General features: G+C 67.5%; 19 protein-coding genes. 14 read left to right on the forward strand and 5 right to left on the reverse strand.

The genetic code is table 11. The features are described from left to right. Positions 1-8: 8 nt before the first annotated feature. Together mce and IFT55_RS10370 are read right to left on the reverse strand one after the other, a co-directional pair. Complete coding sequence (gene mce / locus IFT55_RS10365) at positions 9-446, reverse strand: methylmalonyl-CoA epimerase (RefSeq protein ID WP_192091748.1); 438 nt, start codon at positions 444-446, stop codon at positions 9-11. Further along, positions 427-1,953 carry an acyl-CoA carboxylase subunit beta gene (locus IFT55_RS10370; protein ID WP_192091750.1) on the reverse strand — a complete coding sequence of 509 codons (1,527 nt, stop codon included), beginning with the start codon at positions 1,951-1,953 and terminating at the stop codon, positions 427-429. Before IFT55_RS10370 ends, mce begins: the two co-directional genes overlap by 20 nt. Before the next feature lie 107 nt (positions 1,954-2,060). Here IFT55_RS10370 and IFT55_RS10375 point away from each other — a divergent pair, with 107 nt between their 5' ends. The 9 genes from IFT55_RS10375 to IFT55_RS10415 all read left to right on the forward strand — a co-directional run bounded on the left by IFT55_RS10375 (position 2,061) and on the right by IFT55_RS10415 (position 12,924). Next, a complete protein-coding gene (locus IFT55_RS10375; RefSeq protein WP_192091752.1) occupies positions 2,061-2,603 on the forward strand; it encodes a (2Fe-2S)-binding protein in 543 nt (180 codons plus the stop codon). A 104-nt stretch (positions 2,604-2,707) separates the two neighbouring features. Then, positions 2,708-3,706, forward strand: a complete 999-nt coding sequence (locus IFT55_RS10380) for an RcnB family protein (RefSeq protein ID WP_192091754.1) — start codon at positions 2,708-2,710, stop codon at positions 3,704-3,706. 102 nt (positions 3,707-3,808) lie between these two features. Next, the gene (locus tag IFT55_RS10385) at positions 3,809-4,573 is read left to right on the forward strand and encodes an enoyl-CoA hydratase-related protein (protein WP_192091757.1); all 765 of its coding nucleotides are present in this window, start codon (positions 3,809-3,811) and stop codon (positions 4,571-4,573) included. A gap of 43 nt (positions 4,574-4,616) precedes the next feature. Continuing rightward, on the forward strand, positions 4,617-6,749 hold the full coding sequence (scpA, locus tag IFT55_RS10390) for a methylmalonyl-CoA mutase (protein ID WP_192091759.1): 2,133 nt from the start codon (positions 4,617-4,619) through the stop codon (positions 6,747-6,749). 26 nt (positions 6,750-6,775) lie between these two features. Next, a complete protein-coding gene (gene bioB, locus IFT55_RS10395; RefSeq protein ID WP_446740721.1) occupies positions 6,776-7,876 on the forward strand; it encodes a biotin synthase BioB in 1,101 nt (366 codons plus the stop codon). Continuing rightward, entirely contained in the window at positions 7,867-8,244 is a 378-nt protein-coding gene (locus IFT55_RS10400; RefSeq protein ID WP_192091763.1) for a lysozyme inhibitor LprI family protein, read from the forward strand. The genes bioB and IFT55_RS10400 overlap by 10 nt, the downstream gene beginning before the upstream one ends. Before the next feature lie 39 nt (positions 8,245-8,283). After that, on the forward strand, positions 8,284-10,299 hold the full coding sequence (locus tag IFT55_RS10405; protein WP_192091765.1) for an acetyl-CoA carboxylase biotin carboxylase subunit: 2,016 nt from the start codon (positions 8,284-8,286) through the stop codon (positions 10,297-10,299). Positions 10,300-10,348: 49 nt separating this feature from the next. Next, entirely contained in the window at positions 10,349-11,914 is a 1,566-nt protein-coding gene (locus IFT55_RS10410; RefSeq protein ID WP_192091767.1) for an alpha-amylase family glycosyl hydrolase, read from the forward strand. Then, positions 11,914-12,924 carry a glycosyltransferase family 4 protein gene (locus IFT55_RS10415; protein ID WP_192091769.1) on the forward strand — a complete coding sequence of 337 codons (1,011 nt, stop codon included), beginning with the start codon at positions 11,914-11,916 and terminating at the stop codon, positions 12,922-12,924. Before IFT55_RS10410 ends, IFT55_RS10415 begins: the two co-directional genes overlap by 1 nt. Here the strand turns inward: IFT55_RS10415 and IFT55_RS10420 are convergent. The 3 genes from IFT55_RS10420 to IFT55_RS10430 are packed head-to-tail and all read right to left on the reverse strand — an operon-like array spanning position 12,921 to position 15,894. Next, positions 12,921-14,156 (reverse strand): adenosylmethionine--8-amino-7-oxononanoate transaminase, encoded by a 1,236-nt coding sequence (locus IFT55_RS10420; protein WP_192091770.1) that lies wholly within the window; start codon positions 14,154-14,156, stop codon positions 12,921-12,923. The two genes, IFT55_RS10415 and IFT55_RS10420, sit on opposite strands and share 4 nt — an antisense overlap. Further along, positions 14,153-14,776 carry a dethiobiotin synthase gene (gene bioD, locus IFT55_RS10425; protein ID WP_192091772.1) on the reverse strand — a complete coding sequence of 208 codons (624 nt, stop codon included), beginning with the start codon at positions 14,774-14,776 and terminating at the stop codon, positions 14,153-14,155. The genes IFT55_RS10420 and bioD overlap by 4 nt, the downstream gene beginning before the upstream one ends. After that, entirely contained in the window at positions 14,773-15,894 is a 1,122-nt protein-coding gene (locus IFT55_RS10430; RefSeq protein ID WP_192092090.1) for an 8-amino-7-oxononanoate synthase, read from the reverse strand. The genes bioD and IFT55_RS10430 overlap by 4 nt, the downstream gene beginning before the upstream one ends. Positions 15,895-15,977: 83 nt before the next feature. On the opposite strand from IFT55_RS10430, the gene IFT55_RS10435 reads away from it, so the two are divergent. From IFT55_RS10435 to nirD, 5 genes are all read left to right on the forward strand, one after another. Next, positions 15,978-16,556: an ANTAR domain-containing response regulator gene (locus tag IFT55_RS10435; protein ID WP_192091774.1), complete on the forward strand. Its 579-nt coding sequence runs from the start codon at positions 15,978-15,980 to the stop codon at positions 16,554-16,556. After that, entirely contained in the window at positions 16,556-17,770 is a 1,215-nt protein-coding gene (locus IFT55_RS10440) for a CmpA/NrtA family ABC transporter substrate-binding protein (protein ID WP_192091775.1), read from the forward strand. Before IFT55_RS10435 ends, IFT55_RS10440 begins: the two co-directional genes overlap by 1 nt. A 250-nt stretch (positions 17,771-18,020) precedes the next feature. Further along, positions 18,021-19,259, forward strand: a complete 1,239-nt coding sequence (locus tag IFT55_RS10445; protein ID WP_192091776.1) for a nitrate/nitrite transporter — start codon at positions 18,021-18,023, stop codon at positions 19,257-19,259. Between the two features lie 43 nt (positions 19,260-19,302). After that, a complete protein-coding gene (nirB, locus tag IFT55_RS10450; RefSeq protein WP_192091777.1) occupies positions 19,303-21,783 on the forward strand; it encodes a nitrite reductase large subunit NirB in 2,481 nt (826 codons plus the stop codon). Next, positions 21,780-22,118: a nitrite reductase small subunit NirD gene (gene nirD / locus IFT55_RS10455; protein WP_192091779.1), complete on the forward strand. Its 339-nt coding sequence runs from the start codon at positions 21,780-21,782 to the stop codon at positions 22,116-22,118. The genes nirB and nirD overlap by 4 nt, the downstream gene beginning before the upstream one ends. Positions 22,119-22,167 lie beyond the last annotated feature (49 nt).

The raw sequence follows: 22,167 nt of genomic DNA on the forward strand, positions 1-22,167 counted from the left end.
GATCGGCATCAATGCCCTGCCGGTGTCTCCATCAGTTCGATCAACACGCCGCCCATGTCACGCGGATGGACGAACACGACCGATGTCCCATGCGCACCGATCCGCGGCGCACCCAGCACGCGCGCGCCCTTCGCGATCAGGCCGGCGATGGCGACATGGATATCCGCTACCTCGAAGCACAAATGATGCTGCCCGCCGGCCGGGTTCTTCGCCAGAAAGCCCGCGATGGGCGACGTGTCGTCGAACGGCTCGATCAATTCGATCTGCGTATTGGGCGTGTCGATGAAGCACACCTTCACCCCCTGCGCCGGCAGGTCGAACGGCTTGCCGATCGCCGTCGCGCCCAGCAGCGCGCGATACGTCTCGATCGACGCCGCGATCGACGGCGTGGCGATCCCGATATGGTTGAGGCGGCCGAGGCCGGGGTCAGAGCGGGATGTTGTCATGCTTCTTCCACGGATTTTGCAGGCTTTTGCCCCGCAGCTTGCGTAGCCCCAGCGCCACGCGCCGCCGGGTCGAATGCGGCAGGATCACCTCGTCAATGAACCCCTTGCTCGCCGCGACGAACGGGTTGGCGAAGCGTGCCTCATACTCCGCCGTACGCGCCGCGACTTCGGCGGGATCCTTGGACCGGAAGATGATCTCCACCGCACCCTTGGCACCCATCACCGCGATCTCGGCGGTCGGCCATGCATAGTTGAGGTCGCCGCGCAGATGCTTCGATGCCATCACGTCATACGCCCCGCCATAGGCCTTGCGCGTGATGACGGTGATCTTGGGCACCGTCGCCTCGGCATAGGCGAACAGCAGTTTCGCGCCGTGCTTGATGATCCCCGAATGCTCCTGTCCGACGCCGGGCAGGAACCCCGGCACGTCGACGAAGGTCAGGATCGGGATATCGAACGCATCGCAGAAGCGCACGAACCGCGCCGCCTTCTTCGATGAATTGATATCCAGACACCCGGCCAGAACCGTCGGCTGGTTGGCTACTACGCCGACGGTGCGTCCCTCGATCCGTCCGAACCCGGTCAGGATGTTGCCGGCATGCGCCGGTTGCAGTTCGAAGAACTCGCCGTCGTCCAGCGTCTTCGCGATCAGCTCGTGCATGTCGTACGGCTGGTTGGCGCTGGGCGGGATCAGCGTGTCGAGGCTGGGTTCGATGCGGTCCCACGGATCGTCCGACGGCCGCTGCGGCACGCCGGTCCGGTTCGACGCCGGCAGGAAATCGATGAAGTCGCGCGCCGCCAGCAACGTGTCGATATCGTTGTCGAACGCACAGTCGGCGACCGACGAACGCGTGGTGTGGGTGATCGCGCCGCCCAGTTCCTCCTGCGTCACGATTTCGTTCGTCACCGTGCGCACCACGTCGGGGCCGGTAACGAACATATAGCTGGAATCCTTCACCATGAAGATGAAGTCGGTCATCGCGGGCGAATAGACCGCCCCGCCTGCGCACGGCCCCATGATCAGCGACAGCTGCGGCACGACACCTGATGCCAGCACATTGCGCTGGAACACGTCGGCATAGCCGCCGAGCGAGGCGACTCCCTCCTGTATCCGTGCGCCGCCTGAATCGTTCAGCCCGATGACGGGCGCGCCGACCTTCATCGCCATATCCATGATCTTGCAGATCTTCTGCGCATGCCGCGCCGACAGCGATCCGCCGAACACGGTGAAGTCCTGGCTGAACACATAGACCAGACGGCCGTTGACCGTGCCAGATCCGGTGACGACGCCATCGCCCGGATATACCTGATCCGCCATGCCGAAATCGACGCAGTCATGTTCGACGAACATGTCGGTTTCCTCGAACGACCCCGGATCGAGCAATATGTCCAGCCGTTCGCGCGCGGTCAGCTTGCCCTTGGCATGCTGGGCCGCGACGCGCCGTTCGCCGCCACCGGCACGCGCCGCCGCACGCCGTGTTTCCAGCGCCTCGATTGGTCCGGGCATCGTCTCTCCATCCGCTTGAGCGTTTGCCCTTTCAGACAGCAACCCGCGCAAAAGCGCAACCGCGCCCCATGGCGTCGCCGGCCGATCCGCCCTAGAACCCCGGCGCGATGAGCCGCCTTACCGTCAACAATCAGCCCGTCGAATATCTGATCGACCCGGCGACTCCGTTGCTGTGGGCGCTGCGCGACGTGTCGAACCTGACCGGCACCAAATATGGCTGCGGCACCGGGCATTGCGGGGCGTGCACCGTCGATATCGACGGGCGTGCGGTCAAATCCTGTCAGGTGGCGATCGGCAGTCTGGAAGGCACGTTCGTCACGACGATCGAGGGGCTGGCACGCGATCGCAGCCATCCGGTGCAGGCGGCGTTTGTTGCGGCGGGGGTAGTGCAGTGCGGATATTGCATTCCGGGCTTCGTGATGGCCGCCGCCGCGCTGATCCGCGCAAACCGCGATCCCGACGATGCGGCGATCACCGCGGCGCTGAGCAACCTGTGCCGCTGCGGCATTTATCCCCGGTTGATCGACGCGGTACGGCAGGCGGCCGCCGCCGCGCGCGGCGACGCGACGCTGGCGGCACCCCCGCGTCCGGGCATCGATCGCGACGAGGCGGCACGGGAGACGCCGGCGCTTACTCCGCCAGAACGCTGAATATCCTTTCAATTGCCTGTCATCGCCATTCAGCCACGGTTGATCGCACTCATCGCATAACGACACCATCGACGCCGGCGAGTTCCGGTGGTGGAGGAAGCATCATGAACAGCCGTTTCCTGCTGGCATTACTGACTGCAACGACCCTCGTCCCCGCTGCGGCGTCGGCGCAGGACGCATCCGAGCGTCGCGGTGGCCGCGCCGAACGCCGTGCCGAACGACCATCGGGCGAAGTACCGCGCGCCCGCGCCGAGTTCCGGGCCGGCGTCGGTCGCGAAGAGCGCGACGCCGCGCCGCAGCCACGCATCGAACGCACCCGCGACGCCGATGCCGCCCGTCCGCGCTGGCAGGGCGGGACGGATCGGCCTCAGCAGGTCGAAGGCGACCGCCCCGACCGCCCGCAACGGGTGCAGGGAGCGGAGCGGCCGCAATGGCAGGGCAACCGTCCCGATCGTCCGCAAGTCGTCGGCGGCGCGGGCCGTCCGCCGGTGCAGACCACCGGACAGGCGCGCCCCGACCGTCCCGATTTCCGCCGCGATTTTCAGCGCGCCCAACAGGGCGAGATCAGCCGGGAGCAGCTTCGCCGCGACTGGCAGGCGCGCGACGGTCGCGACGATCGCCGGGGCGACTGGCGGCAGGACGGCCAGCGCAACGGCGAATGGCAACAGCGCGAACGACAGCGCGAGCTGGAACGCGATCGTCAGCGGCGTGGGTATGACGGCGGATGGAGCCGCAGCAACGGCGACCGCCGCGACGACGACCGGTATCGTGGCGCCTTCAACGATCGGCGCGACTGGAACCGCAGCTGGCGGTCCGACCAGCGCTATGACTGGAACCGGTATCGCCAGTCGAACCGCAGCCTGTATCGCCTGCCACGCTACTATGCGCCACAGGGCTATGGGTACGGGTATCGGCGTTTCGGCATCGGGGTCCGGCTGAACCAGTTCCTGTTCGGAACGAATTACTGGATCAACGATCCGTGGTCGTTCCGACTGCCGGAAGCCTATGGGCCGTATCGCTGGGTCCGCTATTACAACGACGCGCTGCTGGTCGATCTGGAAAGCGGACAGGTAGTCGACGTCGAGTATGATATCTTCTGGTGATGCCATGGCGGCCGCGACGGGTTGAACCGTCGCGGCCGTTATCGCTTTCCTTCCGCGCCATCCTCCCGCACATCGTAACAAAAGATACGGGAGAGCGATTCGATGGCCGAACCGATCCGCGTGATGCGCGATGGCGATGTGCTGCGTCTCACGCTGACGCGCCCGGACCGGCTGAATGCCGCGCCCCCCGATATGTTCGATGCGATCCGCGCGGCGCTGGCCGGGATGGGCGATGCCCGTGCGGTGCTGATCGCGGGGGATGGGCGCGGGTTCTGCGCAGGTGCGGATATCGCCGGGGCGGGCGATGCCGCCGCGATCCATGCCGCGCTGACCGACCATTATCATCCCACGATACAGGCGATCGCCGATCTGGCGATCCCGGTGGTCAGCGCGGTGCACGGACCGGCGGCGGGGATCGGATGCAGCCTCGCGCTCGCTGCCGATTTCTGCGTTGCGACGCAGGACGCCTATTTCCTTCAGGCCTTCGTCCAGATCGGTCTGGTCCCCGATGGCGGCGCAAGCTGGATGCTGCCGCGTCTGATCGGTCGCGCGCGCGCCACGCGGATGATGATGCTGGGCGAACGGATACCCGCTCAGACCGCGCTCGACTGGGGCATGATCCATGCGGTGGTCGACGGTGCCGCGCTGGAGGACGAGGCGCTGGCGCTCGCGCGGCGGCTGGCGGCAGGGCCGACCGTCGCGCTGGGGCTGATGCGCCGTACGCTGACACGGGCGCTGGGCGAGGATCTGCCCGCGACGCTGGCACGCGAGGCCGATGCCCAATCGCGCGCCCGCGACACCGACGATGCCGTGGAGGGCGCGTCCGCCTTTCTCGGCAAACGCACGCCCCGGTTCCGGGGGCGTTGATGGCACCGATAGACTTGCCCCCCCGCCGGGCGCTAGGAATGACATGATGACCCGCCCGACGATCGACGATTGGCAAAAGCTCGCCGCGAAAGAAGTCCGCGATGCCGACCTGACGTGGCACACGCCGGAGGGGATCGCGGTCAAGCCGCTCTATACCGCCGCCGATGCGCCCGATCCGGGCCTGCCCGGCTTCGCCCCGTTCACGCGCGGGGTGAAGGCGTCGATGTATGCCGGGCGGCCATGGACGATCCGCCAATATGCAGGATTTTCGACCGCCGGGGAATCGAACGCCTTCTATCGCCGCAACCTTGCCGCCGGACAGAAGGGACTGTCGGTCGCGTTCGATCTGGCGACGCATCGCGGCTATGACAGCGACCATCCCCGCGTGGCGGGCGACGTGGGCAAGGCCGGGGTCGCGATCGACACGATCGAGGATATGAAGATCCTGTTCGACGGTATCCCGCTGGACACCATGTCGGTCAGCATGACGATGAACGGGGCGGTGTTGCCGTGCCTCGCCTTCTACATCGTCGCGGCGGAGGAGCAGGGCGTCGGTCCCGACAAGCTGTCGGGCACGATCCAGAACGACATCCTGAAGGAGTTCATGGTCCGCAACACGTACATCTATCCCCCCGCACCATCGATGCGGATCGTGTCGGACATCATCGCCTATACCGCGCAGCATATGCCGCGGTTCAACAGCATCTCGATCAGTGGCTATCACATGCACGAGGCGGGCGCGACGGCGGTGCAGGAGCTGGCGTTCACGCTGGCCGACGGCATGGCCTATGTCCGCGCCGCGATCGAGCGCGGGCTGGACATCGACGCCTTTGCCGGGCGGCTGTCGTTCTTTTTCGGCATCGGCATGAACTTCTTCATGGAAGTCGCCAAGCTGCGTGCGGCGCGGCTGTTGTGGAGCCGGATCGTCGCGGGGTTCGGCGGATCGGAACGCAGCCAGATGCTGCGGACGCATTGCCAGACCAGCGGCGTGTCGCTGACCGAACAGGACCCGTACAACAATATCGTGCGCACGACCGTGGAGGCGATGGCTGCGACGCTGGGCGGCACGCAATCGCTACACACCAACAGCCTCGACGAAGCGGTCGCGCTGCCCACCGAATTTTCCGCCCGGATCGCGCGCAACACGCAGCTGATCCTGCAGGAGGAAACGGGCATGACCCGCGTCGTCGATCCGCTGGGTGGCTGCTATTATGTCGAGGCGCTGACGCAGGAACTGGCGGACAAGGCGTGGGCGCTGATCGAGGAGGTCGAGGCGGCGGGCGGCATGATCGACGCGGTCGGCAAGGGGATTCCCAAGGATCACATCGAACGTGCCGCCGCCGCGCGGCAGGCGCGGGTCGACCGGGCCGAAGATGTGATCGTCGGCGTGAACAAATATCGCCTGACCGAGGAATCGCCGATCGACATCCTGTCGATCGACAATGCCCGCGTGCGTGCCGACCAGATTCGGCTGATCGAACGGGTCCGCGCGGACCGCGACGCCGATGCGGCGCAGGCGGCGCTGGGCGCGCTGACGCAAGGCGCGTTGGGCGACGGCAACCTGCTGGCGCTGTGCGTCGATGCAGCGCGGGCGCGGTGCACGCTGGGCGAGATGTCGGCGGCAATGGAGGTCGCGTTCGGACGGCACGCGGTCGCAGTGAATCCGGTGAAGGGCATTTACGGCCCGGCGCATGCGGACGATGCCGGCTGGCTTCGCGCGGGAGAGGGCGTCGCGGCGGTCGGGCGGCGGCTGGGGCGCAAGCCGCGCATGCTGGTGGCCAAGATGGGGCAGGACGGCCATGATCGCGGTGCGAACGTCGTTGCCAGCGCCTTTGCCGATCTGGGGTTCGACATCGTGTCGGGGCCGTTGTTCCAGACGCCGGGCGAAACCGCCGAACTGGCGATCGCGGAGGGGGTCGACGTGGTCGGCGCGTCCAGCCTTGCCGCCGGGCACAACACGCTGATCCCCGAACTGATCGCACGGCTGGCTGATGCGGGGCGCGCGGACATCCGCGTGATCGCAGGCGGAGTCATCCCGCCGCAGGATTATGCCGCCCTGCGCGAAGCGGGCGTGGCGGCGATTTTCGGACCGGGCACCAACCTGGTCCATGCGGCGGCAGAGGTGCTGAAACTGCTCGGCCACAACCTGCCGCCCGTTGGAGAAAGTGTGGAATGAACGTGATTGCGCCTGTCGTCGAAGCAATTGGCCGTACCCTCGCGCAGGCGGGGGGCCAGGGCAACGAGCGGAACGTTTGCGGCTCTGGATCCCCGCCCGCGCGGGGATACGGTCAGGACGTTCAGAGCGTCCCGGCGGTCCGTACCGACTGGACCCGTGCAGAGATCGCGGCACTGTTCGACCTGTCGTTCGACGAACTGCTGTACCGTGCGCAGACCGTTCACCGCGCGCATCATGCGGTGGGGCAGGTGCAGTTGTGCACGCTGCTGTCGATCAAGACCGGCGGCTGTCCCGAGGATTGCGGCTATTGTTCGCAATCCGCCAGCGCGGACACGCAGCTGAAGGCCGAAAAGCTGATGGACGTCGACGCCGTGCTGGCCAGCGCGGCACAGGCGAAGGCGGCGGGATCGCAGCGTTTCTGCATGGGCGCGGCATGGCGCAACCCCAAGGACCGCGACATGGACAAGGTCGTGGCGATGGTCGAAGGCGTGCGGGCGATGGGCATGGAAACGTGCATGACGCTGGGCATGCTGACGCCCGATCAGGCGCAGCGGCTAGGCGCGGCGGGCCTCGATTATTACAACCACAACATCGATACCTCGCCTGAAAACTACGCGAACGTCATCACGACGCGCAGCTTCGACGACCGGCTGGACACGCTGTCGCATGTGCGCGACGCGGGCATCAACGTATGCTGCGGCGGGATTGTGGGCATGGGCGAGACGCGCGCCGACCGCGTCGGTTTCGTCCATGCGCTCGCCACGCTGCCGCGCCATCCCGAAAGCGTGCCGGTCAACGCGCTGGTGCCGGTCAAGGGCACGGTGCTGGGCAACATGCTGGCCGATACGCCGCTGGCGAAGATCGACGACATCGAATTCGTCCGCACCGTCGCCGTCGCCCGTATCGCCATGCCGCTCAGCATGGTCCGCCTGTCGGCCGGGCGCGAAAGCATGTCCGATGCGACGCAGGCGCTGTGCTTCATGGCCGGCGCCAATTCGATCTTTACCGGCGACCGGCTGCTGACCACCGGCAATGCCGGCGACGATGCGGATGCCGCGCTGCTGGCGAAGCTGGGCATGACTGCCATGACTGGTGAGGAACCGATGCGGAAATCGTCATGCTGCTGAGCATCCTGCTGGCCGCTGCCGCCGCGCAGGGGGGCTGTGCCAATGCCTCCACCCAGTCGGCGATGAACCAGTGCGCGCAGGCGGCGCTGCAACGCGCCGATGCGGCGATGACCCGCGAATGGCAGGCGAGCTATGCGCGGATGAAGCGCATGGATGCCGCCGACACGTCGCGCGGCGGCGGGTTCGGCTATGCCGCGGCGGCGTTGAACAGCCAGCGGGCGTGGCTGAAATTCCGCGATGCGCAATGCGTGCTGGAAGGCGGGAAATATGCCGGCGGTTCGATGCAGCCGATGGTGCGCGCGAACTGCCTCGAACGGCTGACCACGGAGCGTGCGAAGCAGTTGCGCGATCTGCGCCGCGAACATTGATGCTGACCCCGGACGACGCGGGGCGGACAGGAGAGCGTGTTGTTCAACAAGATACTGGTCGCCAATCGGGGTGAGATCGCCTGCCGGGTGATGCGTACGGCCAAGGCGATGGGGATCGCGACCGTCGCGGTCTATTCGGATGCCGACGCGCGTGCGCCGCACGTGCTGATGGCCGACGAGCGCGTACGGCTTGGCCCCGCGCCGGCGGCGCAGAGCTATCTCGACCCCGAACTGATCCTTGCCGCCGCGAAGGCGACGGGCGCGGATTGTATCCATCCGGGCTATGGGTTCCTGTCGGAGCGCGAAAGCTTTGCGCGCGCCTGTGCCGATGCGGGCATCACCTTTGTCGGGCCGCCGCCCGCCGCGATCGCCGCGATGGGCGACAAGATCGAGTCCAAAAAGCTGGCCCGGGCGGCGGGGGTCAACGTCGTCCCCGGCTTCCTCGGCGAAATCGCCGATACCGAGGAGGCGGTGCGGATCGCCGCCGATATCGGCTATCCGGTGATGATGAAGGCGTCGGCGGGCGGCGGCGGCAAGGGCATGCGGCTGGCGTGGAGCGAACAGGACGTTCGCGAGGGGTTCGAAGCGACGAAGCGCGAGGGGCTGGCCAGTTTCGGCGACGACCGCGTGTTCATCGAAAAGTTCATCGAAAGCCCGCGCCATATCGAGATTCAGGTGCTGGGCGACCGGCATGGCACGATCGTCTATCTCGGCGAACGCGAATGCTCGATCCAGCGGCGACATCAGAAGGTGGTCGAAGAGGCACCGTCGCCGTTCGTCACGCCCGACATGCGCCGCGCGATGGGGGAACAGGCGGTCGCGCTGGCCCGTGCCGTCGGGTATCATTCGGCGGGTACGGTCGAACTGATCGTATCGGGTGCCGACACGACCGGACAAGGCTTCTATTTCCTCGAAATGAATACCCGGTTGCAGGTCGAGCATCCGGTGACCGAGATGATTACCGGCCTCGATCTGGTCGAACAGATGATCCGGGTGGCGGCGGGCGAGCCGCTGGGGTTCACGCAGGACGATGTGCGGCTGGACGGCTGGGCGATCGAGAACCGGGTCTATGCCGAGGACCCGTATCGCGGGTTCCTGCCAAGCACCGGGCGGCTGGTCCGCTACAATCCGCCGAAGACGTCGGTACGTGCGGGCGACGCCCCGATCGTCCGCGTCGATGACGGCGTGACCGAGGGTGGCGAGGTCAGCATGTTCTACGACCCGATGATCGCGAAGCTGGTGACGTGGGCACCGACCCGCGATGCGGCGATCGATGCGCAGATCGCGGCGCTCGACCGGTTCGAACTGTCCGGGGTCGGCAACAATCTCGATTTCCTGTCGGCGATCATGCAGCACCCTCGCTTCCGTGCGGGGGCGTTGACCACCGGCTTCATCGCGGAGGAATATCCCGACGGGTTTGCGGGCGCGCCGGCCGATGCGACGCTGCAACGGCAACTGGTCGCGGTGGCGGTCATCGCCGATCTGGAACGCAGCGCGCGCGCGGGCGGCATCGACGGCCAGCTCGGCGGGGCGGCGTCGCCGTCGACGACCCGCGTGGTTACGCTGGCGGGGCAGTCGTTCGCGGTATCGGTCGACGGGTATGACGGCGGCGCGCTGGTCCATATCGACGATGCGCCGCCGCTGGACGTCGTGCTGCGCTGGCGTCCGTCGCAGCGGGTGGTCGTGGCCCGGATCGACGGCGACGAAGTGGCGGTGCGGATCGCGCGGCGGATCGGCGGATGGCGGCTGACCACGCGCGGCGCGGCGCATGACGTCCGCGTCCTGCCCGCGCACGTCGCGCCGCTGACCCGCCACATGATCGAGAAGGTGCCGCCCGATACGTCGCGGCTGTTGCTGTGTCCGATGCCGGGGCTGCTCACCCGGCTGGAAGTGGGGGCCGGCGACCGGGTGGAAGCGGGACAGCCGCTGGCGGTGGTCGAAGCGATGAAGATGGAGAATATCCTGCGCGCCGAACGGCCGGGCGTGGTTGCGACGGTGCATCACGCGCCGGGGGACAGCCTGGCGGTCGACGCCGTGATCCTCGAGTTCGAATGATCTTGGCGGGGTGCGGGAACCCTTCGCCCCGCCCATGGCTTTGCCTCGCATGACCGTTCCGCATCCGAAACCATGGTGGGAAGTCGCCACCGTCTATCAGATCTATCCGCGATCGTTCGCGGATTCGAACGGCGACGGCATCGGCGACCTGAACGGCATCGCCGATCGGCTGGACTATCTGGTCGCGCTGGGGATCGACGCGATCTGGATATCGCCGATCTTTCCGTCGCCGATGGCCGATTTCGGCTATGACGTGGCGGACTATACCGGGGTCGATCCGCGGTTCGGGACGCTGGCGGATTTCGACGCACTGCTGGCAAAGGCGCATGCGAAGGGGCTGCGCGTGCTGCTGGATTTCGTGCCGAACCACAGTTCGGACCGGCATCCATGGTTCGTCGCCAGTCGATCGTCGCGCGACGATCCCAAGCGGGACTGGTATATCTGGCGCGATCCGGCGGCGGATGGCGGGCCGCCCAACAACTGGATCAGCGATTTCGGCGGCCCGGCGTGGACGTACGATGCGGCGACCGGCCAATATTATTCGCGTGCGTTCCTGCCCGAACAACCCGACCTGAACTGGCGCAACCCGGCGGTGCGCGCGGCGATGCTGGACGCCATGCGCTTCTGGTTCGAACGCGGCGTCGACGGGTTTCGCATCGACGTGCTGTGGCACATGGTCAAGCATGCGGACTTTCCCGACAACCCGCCCAACCCGGACTATCACGACCGGATGGGCGAGATGCACCGCGTGCTGCAACACCATTCGACCGACCAGCCCGAGGTGCACGACATCGCCGCCGACATGCGCGCGCTGGCCGATGCCCATGGCGCGGTGCTGGTCGGTGAAATCTATCTGCCGGTGCCGAAACTGATGACCTATTACGGCGCGGACGACGCGCCGGGGGTGCACCTGCCGTTCAATTTCCAGTTGATCGAGGCGGCGTGGGACGCGCCGGAACTGGCACGCCGGATCGTGGAGTATGAAGCCGCGCTGCCGCCGGGCGGATGGCCGAACTGGGTGCTGGGCAATCACGACCGGCCCCGGATCGCGACGCGAGTCGGCGCAGCGCAGGCGCGCGTGGCGGCGATGCTGCTGCTGACGCTGCGCGGTACGCCGACGCTGTATCAGGGCGACGAACTGGGACTGCCCGATGCGCAGGTGCCGCCCGACCGGGTACAGGACCCGCGCGAGCTTCGCGAACCGGGACTGGGGCTGGGGCGCGATCCGGTGCGCACGCCGTTGCCATGGGACGCGACCGGCGGATTTTCATCGACCGAGCCGTGGTTGCCGATCGATCCGGCGCACCTGCCGCTGAACGTCGTGGCGCAGTCGGACGATCCGGGGTCGATGCTGACGCTGTACCGTCGCCTGCTGGCGCTGCGCCGGGCCACGCCCGCCTTGTCGACCGGAGGCATTAGCGACGTGAGGGCCGATGGCACGGTGCTGACATGGTTGCGCGGCGACGGGGCCGAGCGCTACCGCATCGTTCTCAATCTGGCTGACGGAGACGTGCCGTTCCCGACGATCGAACCGGGCGACCGGTTGCTCTCCACCCATGACGGCATGTCGCCGACGCTGCGCCCGGCCGAGGGCGTCCTGTTGAAAGTCCGCTGATGCGTATCGCGATGCTTGCCCCGATCGCATGGCGCACCCCGCCGCGCCACTATGGTCCGTGGGAACTGGTCACCAGCCTGTTGACCGAGGCGCTGGTCGCACGCGGCATCGACGTGACGCTGTTCGCGACGCAGGACAGCTTCACGGCGGGGACGCTCGCCGGGGTAGTGCCCGCGCCGTACAGCGAAGACCCGTCGATCGACGCGAAGGTGTGGGAATTCGCGCACCTCGCCCATCTGTTCGGGCGCGCCGGCGAATTCGACCTGATCCATAATCAGGCGGACTTTCCGGCACACGCCTTTTCCGGGCTGGTCGACACGCCGATGGTGACGACGATCCACGGCTTCTCATCCGACCGCATCCTGCCGATGTACGCGCCGTATCAGGACCGGGTGCACTATGTCGCGATCAGCGACGCCGACCGGCATCCGTCGTTGCGCTATGCCGCGACGATCCACCACGGCATCCCGCTGGACGATTTTCCGTTCGATGCGGCGGGCAGCGACGACCTGTTGTTCTTCGGACGGATGCACCCGGACAAGGGCGCGGCGGATGCGATCGCGGCGGCGCGGTCGTCGGGGCGGCGGCTGCACATGGCGGGCATCGTGCAGGACGACGGATATTGGCGGACGCAGGTCGAACCGGCGATCGACGGCGATCGCGTGGTCTATCACGGTGCGGTCGGCGGCACGACGCGTACCGGCCTGCTGGGCAATGCGCGTGCGTTGCTGCACCTGATCCATTTCGACGAACCGTTCGGGCTGTCGGTGGTCGAGGCGATGGCGTGCGGCACGCCGGTCATCGCCTATAACCGCGGATCGATGCTCGAACTGATCGAACATGGCGTCACCGGGTTTCTGGTAGACACGCCCGAACAGGCGGTCGCCGCGATCGAGCGGGCCGGGGAAATCGACCGCGCCGCCTGCCGCCGCCGCGTCGCCGACCATTTCTCGGTCGAGGCGATGGCCGAGCGCTATCACGCGCTCTACCGGACGATCCTCGGCGGTTAGCCGCACGCCTCCGCCAGCGCGGCATAGATCGTGTCCAGATCGTCCTCGCCGATGCAATAGGGCGGCATGACGTACAGCGTCGACCCCAACGGGCGCAGCAGGACGCCCGCGTCGCGGAAGCGCGCGGTGAGCATCGGCGCCCGCTGCGACAGATAGCCGTCGTCGCCGTCCAGCTCGAACGCCGCGATCGTGCCCAGCGTCCGGGCGTTCGTCACGCGCGGATGACGTGACAGCGCCGCCAGCCGCGTGCGCTGTCGATCGCTTAGTGTCGCGATCCGTTCGCGCACCGGCTCGTCGCGCCAGATCGCGAGATTCGCATTGGCGGCGGCACAGGCCACCGGATTGGCGGTGTAGCTGGACGAATGGAAGAACATCGTCGCGCGGTCTGGCCCGTAATGCGCGGCATAGACCGGTTCGGTCGCCATCGTGACCGCCAATGGTATCGCGCCGCCGGTCAGCCCCTTGGACAGGCACAGGATATCGGGGACGACATCGGCCTGTTCGCACGCGGTCAGCGTTCCGGTGCGGCCCCACGCGGTCATGACCTCGTCCGCGATGAACAGCACGCCGTGGACCGCGCAGATGCGGCGCATTTCGGCCAGCACGGCGGGCGGGTACATCCGCATACCGCCCGCGCCGAGGACCAGCGGTTCCACGATGAACGCCGCCGCACCCGCCCGACATGCGGCGTCGAGCGCGTCGTACGTCGTCTGAGGATTGTCGGGAAACGGAATGGTGCCGACATCGAACAGCAACGGGGCATAGGCGCGGTTGAACACCCCGCGCGCGCCGACCGACATCGCGCCGATCGTGTCGCCATGATACCCGTGTTCGAGCACGAGGATGCGGTGGCGCGCTTCGCCGCGATGCTGCCAGTAGCCGAGCGCCATCTTCAGCGCGACTTCGACGCTGGTCGACCCCGAATCGGAAAAGAACACGCGGGTGAGCGCGTCGGGCAGCATCGCGCACAGCCCGGCGGCAAGCGTTTCGGCGGGTTCGTGCGTCCATCCGGCGAAGATGATCTGATCCAGCGTCGCGGCCTGTGCGGCGATCGCGGCGGCGATGCGGGGATGGCCGTGGCCGTGCGTCGTCACCCACCATGACGATATCGCGTCGATGATCCGCCGCCCGTCATCGGTCCATATCGCCGCGCCGTCGCCCCGCACGACTCGCGGGATCGGCTCCCCCAGTCCATGCTGCGTGAACGGATGCCAGATCGGTGAACCGGTCATCGGAAATCCGCCACGTCGAACGCTTCCGCAAAGGCGTGCGCCAGACCCTGCGGGGTCAGCGGATCGAGCCATGGCAGCCGGCCCAGCCGCCGGACGTCGCCCAGCCGCGCGATCGTTGCCTCGCTATCCTCGACCGCGTCGCCGACGAACGCAATGCCACGGATCGCCACGCCGCGCGCGCGCAACGCCTCGATCGACAACAGGCTATGGTTGATCGTGCCCAGACCGGTGCGCGCGACCAGCACCACCGGGCGTTCCCAACGCGCGAACAGGTCGGCAAAGGTTAGGGAACCGACGATCGGCACCAGCACGCCGCCAGCACCCTCGACCACCAGCGGTCCGTCGACCTGCGGCAGCGCCAGCAGGTCGAGGTCGATCGTCACGCCGTCGATCGCGGCGGCGCGATGCGGGGAACAGGGGGTGGCGAGCACATATGCTTCGGGAAGCAGTCGGTCGGGCGCGATCCCCGCAAGCTGCGCGATGCGCTGACGATCGGTGCCGTCGTCGGTCCCGGCCTGCACCGGTTTCCAGTATCGCGCGCCCAGCGCCCCGGTCAGCGCGCCGGCAAAGACGGTTTTGCCGATATCGGTATCGGTGCCGGTGACGACGATCGTGCTCACAGCAGCCGCCGCAGCACGTCGCCCAACGCCGCGATATCGTCGCCGTCGACGTTCAGCGTCAGCGAGATGCGCAGCCGCGCGGTTCCCGCCGGCACCGTCGGCGGACGGATGCCGCGCACGTCGAACCCCGCCGTCTGCACCGCATCGGCCACCCGCATCGTCGCGCGGTCGTTGCCAATCAGCAATGGCACGATCTGCGACCCGGTCATGGTCGCGCCATAGGGGGCGAGCCAGCGTTCGGCGGCGGCGATCCGGTCGTGCAGTGCGACGCGCCGGCCCGGTTCGTCGTACAGCGCGCGCAGTCCCTCCCGCGCCGCCGCCGCCATCAACGGGGAAGGCGCGGTCGAAAAGATGAAACCCCGCGCCCGGTTGATCAGGAAGTCGCGAACGACGGCGGGGCCGCAGACCAGCGCGCCCTCGCTTCCCATCGCCTTGCCGCAGGTGCGCAGGGTGACGACATCGTGCCGCCCGTCCAGCCCGGCGGCAAGGCCGCGTCCATGCGGGCCGAACACCCCGGTCGCATGCGCCTCGTCGATCAGCAGCATGGCGTCGTGCCGCGATGCGACTTCGGCCAGCGCATCCAGCGGCGCGCGGTCGCCGTCCATGCTGTACAGGCTTTCGACCGCGATCCACGGCGTGCCGATGCCGCCCTTGCGCCGCCAGTCGCGGATCGCGTCGTCGACCGCATCGGCGTCGTTGTGCCCCGCCGCCATGTGCGGCGCGCGGGCCATCCGCATGCCTTCGTGCGCGCTGGCATGGACCAGCGCATCGTGAACGATCAGGTCGCCACGCTGGGGCAGCGTCGCCAGCAGCGCGGCGTTGGCGGCGAACCCGCTGCCGAACCACAAGGCCGTTTCGCAGCCGAAGAACGCCGCCGCTTCGGCTTCCAGCCGTTCGTGTTCGGGATGATTGCCGCGCAGCAGCCGCGATCCGCCCGATCCCACCGCGACGCCGCGCGAGATCGCATCGGCCACTGCCGCCCGCATCCGGTGCGATCCGGCCAGCCCCAGATAGTCGTTCGACGCGAAGTCGCGCCCCGCGATCGGCATCAATCGCCGCCCGCGCCCGATCGCCGCCAATCCGTCCAGATCGGCGCGCAGTGCAAGCAATCCGTTCATCGCCGCCGCTGTATCGCCCATGATCGGCGGGCGCAAACCCGACACGGCTACCCATTTGCATCCGCGCCGCATAAGAGGCGCGGATGCGGATCGCGATCATCGACACCAGCACGACGCGTGCGGCGATCATCTCCGAAGGACTGCACGAAGCGGGGTTGAACGACGTCGTCGTGATCGACGGCACCGGCCCGCTGGTGGCGCAGCTCGAGGCCGCCGCGCCCGAAGTCGTGCTCATCAACCTCGAGAATCCCAGCCGTGACGTGCTGGAGGAATTCTTCGCCGTATCGCGCGCGCTGGCGCGTCCGATCGCGATGTTCGTCGATCAAAGCGATGCGGAGGCGACCGCCGCCGCTGTCGATGCGGGCGTGTCCGCCTATATCGTCGACGGCCTCGCCAAACAGCGGATCGCACCGGTCCTCGACCTCGCGATCCGCCGGTTCCAGGCGTTCTCGCGGCTACAGGCCGAACTGCACGAAGCGAAGACCGCGCTGGCGGATCGCGCGATCATCGACCGGGCCAAGGCGATCCTGATGAAACGCCGCGCGATCGACGAACCCGCCGCCTATGCGCTGCTGCGCGCCCAGGCGATGCGATCCAACCGCCGGATCGCGGAGATCGCCGATGCGATCGTCACCAGCGACGCATTGATGGGAGACCTGTAATGGCATTCGACAAGGTCCGCATCGGCTTCCTGCCGCTGGTCGACGCGGCGCTCCCGATCCTCGCGCGGCAACAGGGATTCGCTGAGGCCGAAGGGCTGGAGATCGAACTGGTCCGCGATATGACGTGGGCCACGGTGCGCGACCGGTTGCTCTATGGTCACACCGACGCCGCGCACATGGTCGCGCCGCTCGCCATCGCCACCGCGCTCGGGCGGGGGCGGCCTGCGGTCGAAATGGCGGTGCCGTTCGTGCTGGGGCTGAACGGCAATGCGATCACGCTGTCGCTGGCGCTGGCGGAACAGGTGCTGCCCGACGCCGGTCTTGCCGATCCGGTGGTGCTGGGCGCGCGGTTGAAGGCGGTGGCGTTGCAGCGCGCGGCGGAGGGGCGACGGCTGCGCTTCGGTGCGGTCCATCGTTATTCCAGCCACAATTACATGCTGCGCTACTGGCTGGCGGCGGTCGGCATCCGGCCCGATCACGACGTCGACATCGTGACGACCAGCCCGCCCTTTGCCGCCGATGCGCTGGCGGCGGGCGAGGTCGACGGCATCTGCGTCGGCGAACCGTGGAACGGGGTGGCGGTCGATCGCGGCGTCGGGCGGATCGCGCTGGTGACGGCGCAGATCTGGCAGCGCGGCGTCGAAAAGGTGCTGGCGATGCGCGCGACGACGCTGGCCGAACGGGGCGATACCGTACAGCGGCTGATCCGCGCACTCCATGCCGCCGCCGAGCATTTCGTCGATCCGGCGACGCGGGAGGAGAGCGCGCGCATCCTGTCGCTGCCGCAATATCTGGACGCGCCGGTGGACCCGGTCGCGCGGGCGATCGGCGACCGGGTGCGGCTGATGCAGGGCGCGACGCCGATCCACGTCCCCGATTTCATGTTCCAGTACCGTGAGGCGGCGAACTTTCCGTGGCGCAGCCAGGCGGCGTGGCTGTATTCGCAGATGGTGCGGTGGGACGGCATGCCCTTTTCCGCCGACGATGCGCAGGTCGCGCAGGACGTGTTCCGGCCCGGCGTCTATCGCGCCGCGCTGGCCGGGTCGGGCGCGCCGTTGCCCAGCGCAAGCTCCAAGCTGGAAGGCGCGATCGAGGGTGCGTCGATCGGTGCGGGATCGGTGCAGGGGCGGCTGATGCTGGGACGCGACGCGTTCTTCGACCGACGCGCATTCGACCCGGAGGATATCGCGGGATATCTGGCCGACTTGCCGTAAGGGGCGGGCAATACGAACGTCGTACGCTGCACCTGCGAAAGCCGCTTGCGTTGCCGTAACGAATCGGTCATCTTTACGGCGTTCGGCAAGGATGCCGGGCACGAGATAGATGCGATCCTGATCCAATGACGGGGCAGGGACGCAGCGGGCGGTCGATGATCGCCCACAGGCAACGAAGCCGCTTCGATACATCCATCACGGGTGTGTCGGAGCGGCTTTTTCTTTGTCCATCGCAGATGGGGGAAACGACATGGCGACCGCGTTCTGGAATGACGATACCGCAAGGAAGCCCGACGGCTTCTGGGCCAGCGGCCATACGCCGACGCTGATCGCGGCGTTCCTGTATTTCGATCTCGCCTTCATGGTGTGGGTGCTGTTGGGGCCGCTGGCGCCCGATATCGCGAAGTCGCTGATGCTGACCCCTGCGCAAAAGGGGCTGATGGTCGCCGTGCCGACGCTGGCGGGCGCGGTGTTGCGGGTCGTCAACGGGCTGCTGGTCGACCGGATCGGACCGAAGCGGTCGGGCGCGATCAGCCAGATCATCGTCATCGTCGGACTGTTCACCGCGTGGCTGCTGGGCGTGAACAGCTTTGCCGGCACGCTGGCGTTGGGCGTCATTCTGGGCTTTGCCGGGGCGAGCTTCGCCATCGCGCTGCCGCTCGCCAGCCGCTGGTATCCGCCGGAGCATCAGGGCAAGGCGATGGGGCTGGCCGGCATGGGCAATTCAGGCACCGTCTTCGCCGCGCTGTTCGCGCCGACGCTGGCCAAATGGTTCGGGTGGAACGCGGTGCTGGGGCTTGCCTGCATCCCGCTGACGATCGTGCTGGGCGTGTATCTGCTGATGGCGAAGGACGCGCCCAACGCCCCCGCGCCCAAGAGTCTTGGCCAGTATTTCACGCCGCTGCGCCAGGCGGACGCGTGGTGGCTGATGGGCTTCTATGCCGTCACCTTCGGCGGGTTCGTCGGGCTGGCGGCGTCGTTGCCGATCTACTTCACCGACCGGTTCGGTCTGTCGACGATCACGGCGGGATATTGCACCGCCGCCTGCGTCTTCGCCGGATCTTTGGTGCGGCCGATGGGCGGCGCGCTGGCCGACCGGGTCGGCGGCGTCAAGGCATTGTCGGCGGTGTTCGTCGTCGCCGCCGTGGCGCTGGCCGGAGTCGGCTTCGCATCGAGCGTGGCGGGTGCGCTGACGCTGTTCGTCCTCGCGATGCTGGCGCTGGGCACCGGCAACGGCGCGGTGTTCCAGTTGGTGCCGCAGCGTTTCGCGGCGGAGATCGGCGTGATGACCGGGCTGGTCGGCATGGCAGGCGGTATCGGCGGCTTCTACCTCGCATCGTCGCTGGGCATCGCCAAGCAACTGACCGGCAGCTTCCAGTCGGGCTTCCTGATCTTCGCCGCGCTGGCGCTGTTGGCGCTGGCCGGGCTGACGCTGGTCAAGACTGGCTGGCGTCGCCGCTGGACCGCCGCCGCCGGCGTGCGGATCTGATCCGACCTTTCCCCGAACCGTTGCAACGCGACTGGACGATCTGATGGAACATCAATTGATTATCGCCGAACGGGCCGATCCCCGCCCGCATCTCGTCGTGATCGGCAACGGCATGGCCGGTTGCCGCGCGGTCGAGGAACTGCTGGCACGCGACGCCACGCGCTATCGCGTCACGATCTTCGGCGCCGAACCGCATGTGAACTACAACCGCATCATGCTGTCGCCGGTGCTGGCGGGCGAGAAGACGTTCGAACAGATCGTCATCAACGGGCATGACTGGTATGCCGACCATGCGATCACGCTGGTCGCGGGCGATCCGGTCGCGTCGATCGATCGCGCCGGCCGCACGATCACCGCACGGTCGGGGATGCAGGTCGGGTACGACCGGCTGCTGATCGCGACCGGGTCCGATCCGTTCATCATCCCGGTCCCAGGCCGCGACCTGCCCGGCGTGATCGGGTTTCGCGACATGGCCGATGTCGATCACATGCTGGCGGCAGCGGGGCGCGGCGGCAGCGCGGTGGTGATCGGCGGCGGACTGCTGGGGCTGGAAGCGGCGCACGGCCTGACGTTGCGCGGCATGAAGGTGACGGTGATCCACCTGATGCCGACGCTGATGGAACGTCAACTCGACGAAGCGGCGGGATGGCTGTTGCGACAGGCGCTGGAGGCGCGGGGACAGACGATCCTGACCGGCGCGAACACCGCCGAAATCGTCGGCACCGATGCGGTCGAGGGCGTACGCCTTGCCGACGGCACGCTTATCCCCGCCAGCTTGGTGGTGATGGCGGTCGGTATCCGCCCCTCCGTCGCACTGGCGCGCGAAGCCGGCCTTGCGGTCGGACGCGGCATCCAGGTCGACGACCACATGGTCACGTCGGACCCCGCGATCCTCGCGGTCGGCGAATGCGTCGAACATGACGGCAACGTCTATGGCCTTGTCGCGCCGCTGTGGGACATGTGCCGCGCGCTGGCCGACGGACTGGTCGATACGCCCAGCGGCTATCGCGGGTCTGTCACGTCGACCAAATTGAAGGTGTCCGGCATCGATGTCTTTTCCGCCGGTGACTTTTCGGGTGGTGACGGAGCGGAGGACATCGTCCTGCGCGACGCAAGCCGCGGCGTGTACAAACGGGTGGTGGTCCGCGACGACCGGATCGTCGGCGCGGTGCTGTACGGCGATACGGCGGACGGCGGCTGGTATTTCGACCTGCTCAAGCGCGGCGAGGACATTGCCCCGATCCGCGACATGCTCATCTTCGGCCAGTCCTTCGCCTCGGGAGGGGGGCAGACGGACCCTAAATCGGCCGTTGCGGCGCTGTCGGACTCTGCGGAGATCTGCGGCTGCAACGGCGTGACGAAGGGACAGGTCGTATCGTGCATCGCGAAGGGCGCGCACAGCCTCGACGCGGTACGCGCCACGTGCAAGGCATCGGCATCGTGCGGGTCGTGCACCGGGCTGGTCGAAACCATTCTCGCGCTCACGCTGGGCGACGAGGTTCAGGCCGGTGCGAAGACGATGTGCAAATGCACCAGCTTCGGCCACGACGACGTCCGCCGCGAGATCGTGGCGCAGGGGATGCGATCGATCCCCGAGGTGATGCAGCGGCTGCACTGGACGACGCCCGACGGGTGTTCGTCGTGCCGCCCGGCGCTCAACTACTACCTGCTCTGCGCGCTGCCGGGCGAGTATAAGGACGATCAGCAGAGCCGCTTCGTCAACGAACGGATGCATGCGAACATCCAGAAGGACGGCACCTATTCGGTCGTGCCGCGCATGTGGGGCGGCCTGACCAACCCGCGCGAGCTGCGCGCGATCGCCGACGTGGTGGAAAAGTTCGACGCGCCGATGGTCAAGGTCACCGGCGGCCAGCGGCTCGATATCTTCGGCATCAAGAAAGAGGATTTGCCCGCCGTGTGGGCCGATCTGAACGCCGCCGGCATGGTCAGCGGCCATGCGTACGGCAAGTCGCTGCGGACGGTGAAGACCTGTGTCGGGTCCGAATGGTGCCGGTTCGGCACGCAGGATTCGACCGGGCTGGGCGTCAAGGTCGAACGGATGACGTGGGGATCGTGGATGCCCCACAAGTTCAAGATCGCGGTGTCGGGATGCCCGCGCAATTGCGCAGAGGCGACGATCAAGGATTTCGGCGTCGTCTGCGTCGACAGCGGATACGAATTGTCGGTCGGCGGCAATGGCGGGATCAAGGTCCGCGCGACCGATTTCCTGTGCAAGGTCGCGACCGAGGAAGAGGCGATGCATTATTGCGCCGCCTTCATCCAGTTGTACCGCGAAGAGGCCCGCTATCTGGAGCGGACCGCGCCGTGGATCGAGCGGGTCGGGGTCGACTATATCCGTGAGCGGATCGTCGACGATGCCCCGCTCCGCGATGCGCTGGCGCAGCGGTTCCTGTTTTCGCAGACCTTCATGCAGGACGATCCATGGGCCGCGCGGGTCGCGGGCGAGGATCGCGAACAACATGCGCCGATGGCGACATTCACCCCCCGGAAGGAACTGGCATGAACGGCGATTGGCTCGACATCGGCTGGGTCGACGAGATTCCGCTGCGCGGCAGCCGGACGGTGCAGGTGGCGGGGGGCGACGATATCGCCGTGTTCCGTACCGGTGAGAACGCGGTGTTCGCGTTGCTCGACCGTTGCCCGCACAAGCATGGACGGTTGAGTCAGGGGATCGTCCATGGCGGCGCGGTCGCGTGTCCGCTGCACAACTGGCGGATTTCACTTACCACCGGCGAGGCGCTGGGCGAGGACAAGGGCTGCACGCCGGTCGTGCCGGTGAAGGTCAGTGGCGGGCGGGTATTGCTGTGCCGCACCGCGACGATGCAGGCGGCGGCGTGACGGGGGCCGGGCCGCTTCCCGCTGTGTCGGCCGGCGGACCCTGCGCGGC

The sequence above is a fragment of the Sphingomonas sp. CFBP 13720 genome, assembly GCF_014842075.1.
GTDB lineage: Bacteria > Pseudomonadota > Alphaproteobacteria > Sphingomonadales > Sphingomonadaceae > Sphingomonas.

Coding starts and splice junctions, on each gene's coding strand:
- IFT55_RS10410 (WP_192091767.1), top strand. CDS start 10,349: ATGACCGTTCCGCATCCGAAACCATGGTGGGAAGTCGCCACCGTCTAT.
- IFT55_RS10385 (WP_192091757.1), top strand. CDS start 3,809: ATGGCCGAACCGATCCGCGTGATGCGCGATGGCGATGTGCTGCGTCTC.
- IFT55_RS10380 (WP_192091754.1), top strand. CDS start 2,708: ATGAACAGCCGTTTCCTGCTGGCATTACTGACTGCAACGACCCTCGTC.
- scpA (WP_192091759.1), top strand. CDS start 4,617: ATGATGACCCGCCCGACGATCGACGATTGGCAAAAGCTCGCCGCGAAA.
- IFT55_RS10375 (WP_192091752.1), top strand. CDS start 2,061: ATGAGCCGCCTTACCGTCAACAATCAGCCCGTCGAATATCTGATCGAC.
- IFT55_RS10435 (WP_192091774.1), top strand. CDS start 15,978: ATGCGGATCGCGATCATCGACACCAGCACGACGCGTGCGGCGATCATC.
- IFT55_RS10415 (WP_192091769.1), top strand. CDS start 11,914: ATGCGTATCGCGATGCTTGCCCCGATCGCATGGCGCACCCCGCCGCGC.
- IFT55_RS10440 (WP_192091775.1), top strand. CDS start 16,556: ATGGCATTCGACAAGGTCCGCATCGGCTTCCTGCCGCTGGTCGACGCG.
- IFT55_RS10420 (WP_192091770.1), bottom strand. CDS start 14,156: ATGACCGGTTCACCGATCTGGCATCCGTTCACGCAGCATGGACTGGGG.
- IFT55_RS10430 (WP_192092090.1), bottom strand. CDS start 15,894: ATGAACGGATTGCTTGCACTGCGCGCCGATCTGGACGGATTGGCGGCG.
- mce (WP_192091748.1), bottom strand. CDS start 446: ATGACAACATCCCGCTCTGACCCCGGCCTCGGCCGCCTCAACCATATC.
- nirD (WP_192091779.1), top strand. CDS start 21,780: ATGAACGGCGATTGGCTCGACATCGGCTGGGTCGACGAGATTCCGCTG.
- IFT55_RS10400 (WP_192091763.1), top strand. CDS start 7,867: ATGCTGCTGAGCATCCTGCTGGCCGCTGCCGCCGCGCAGGGGGGCTGT.
- IFT55_RS10445 (WP_192091776.1), top strand. CDS start 18,021: ATGGCGACCGCGTTCTGGAATGACGATACCGCAAGGAAGCCCGACGGC.
- nirB (WP_192091777.1), top strand. CDS start 19,303: ATGGAACATCAATTGATTATCGCCGAACGGGCCGATCCCCGCCCGCAT.
- IFT55_RS10370 (WP_192091750.1), bottom strand. CDS start 1,953: ATGCCCGGACCAATCGAGGCGCTGGAAACACGGCGTGCGGCGGCGCGT.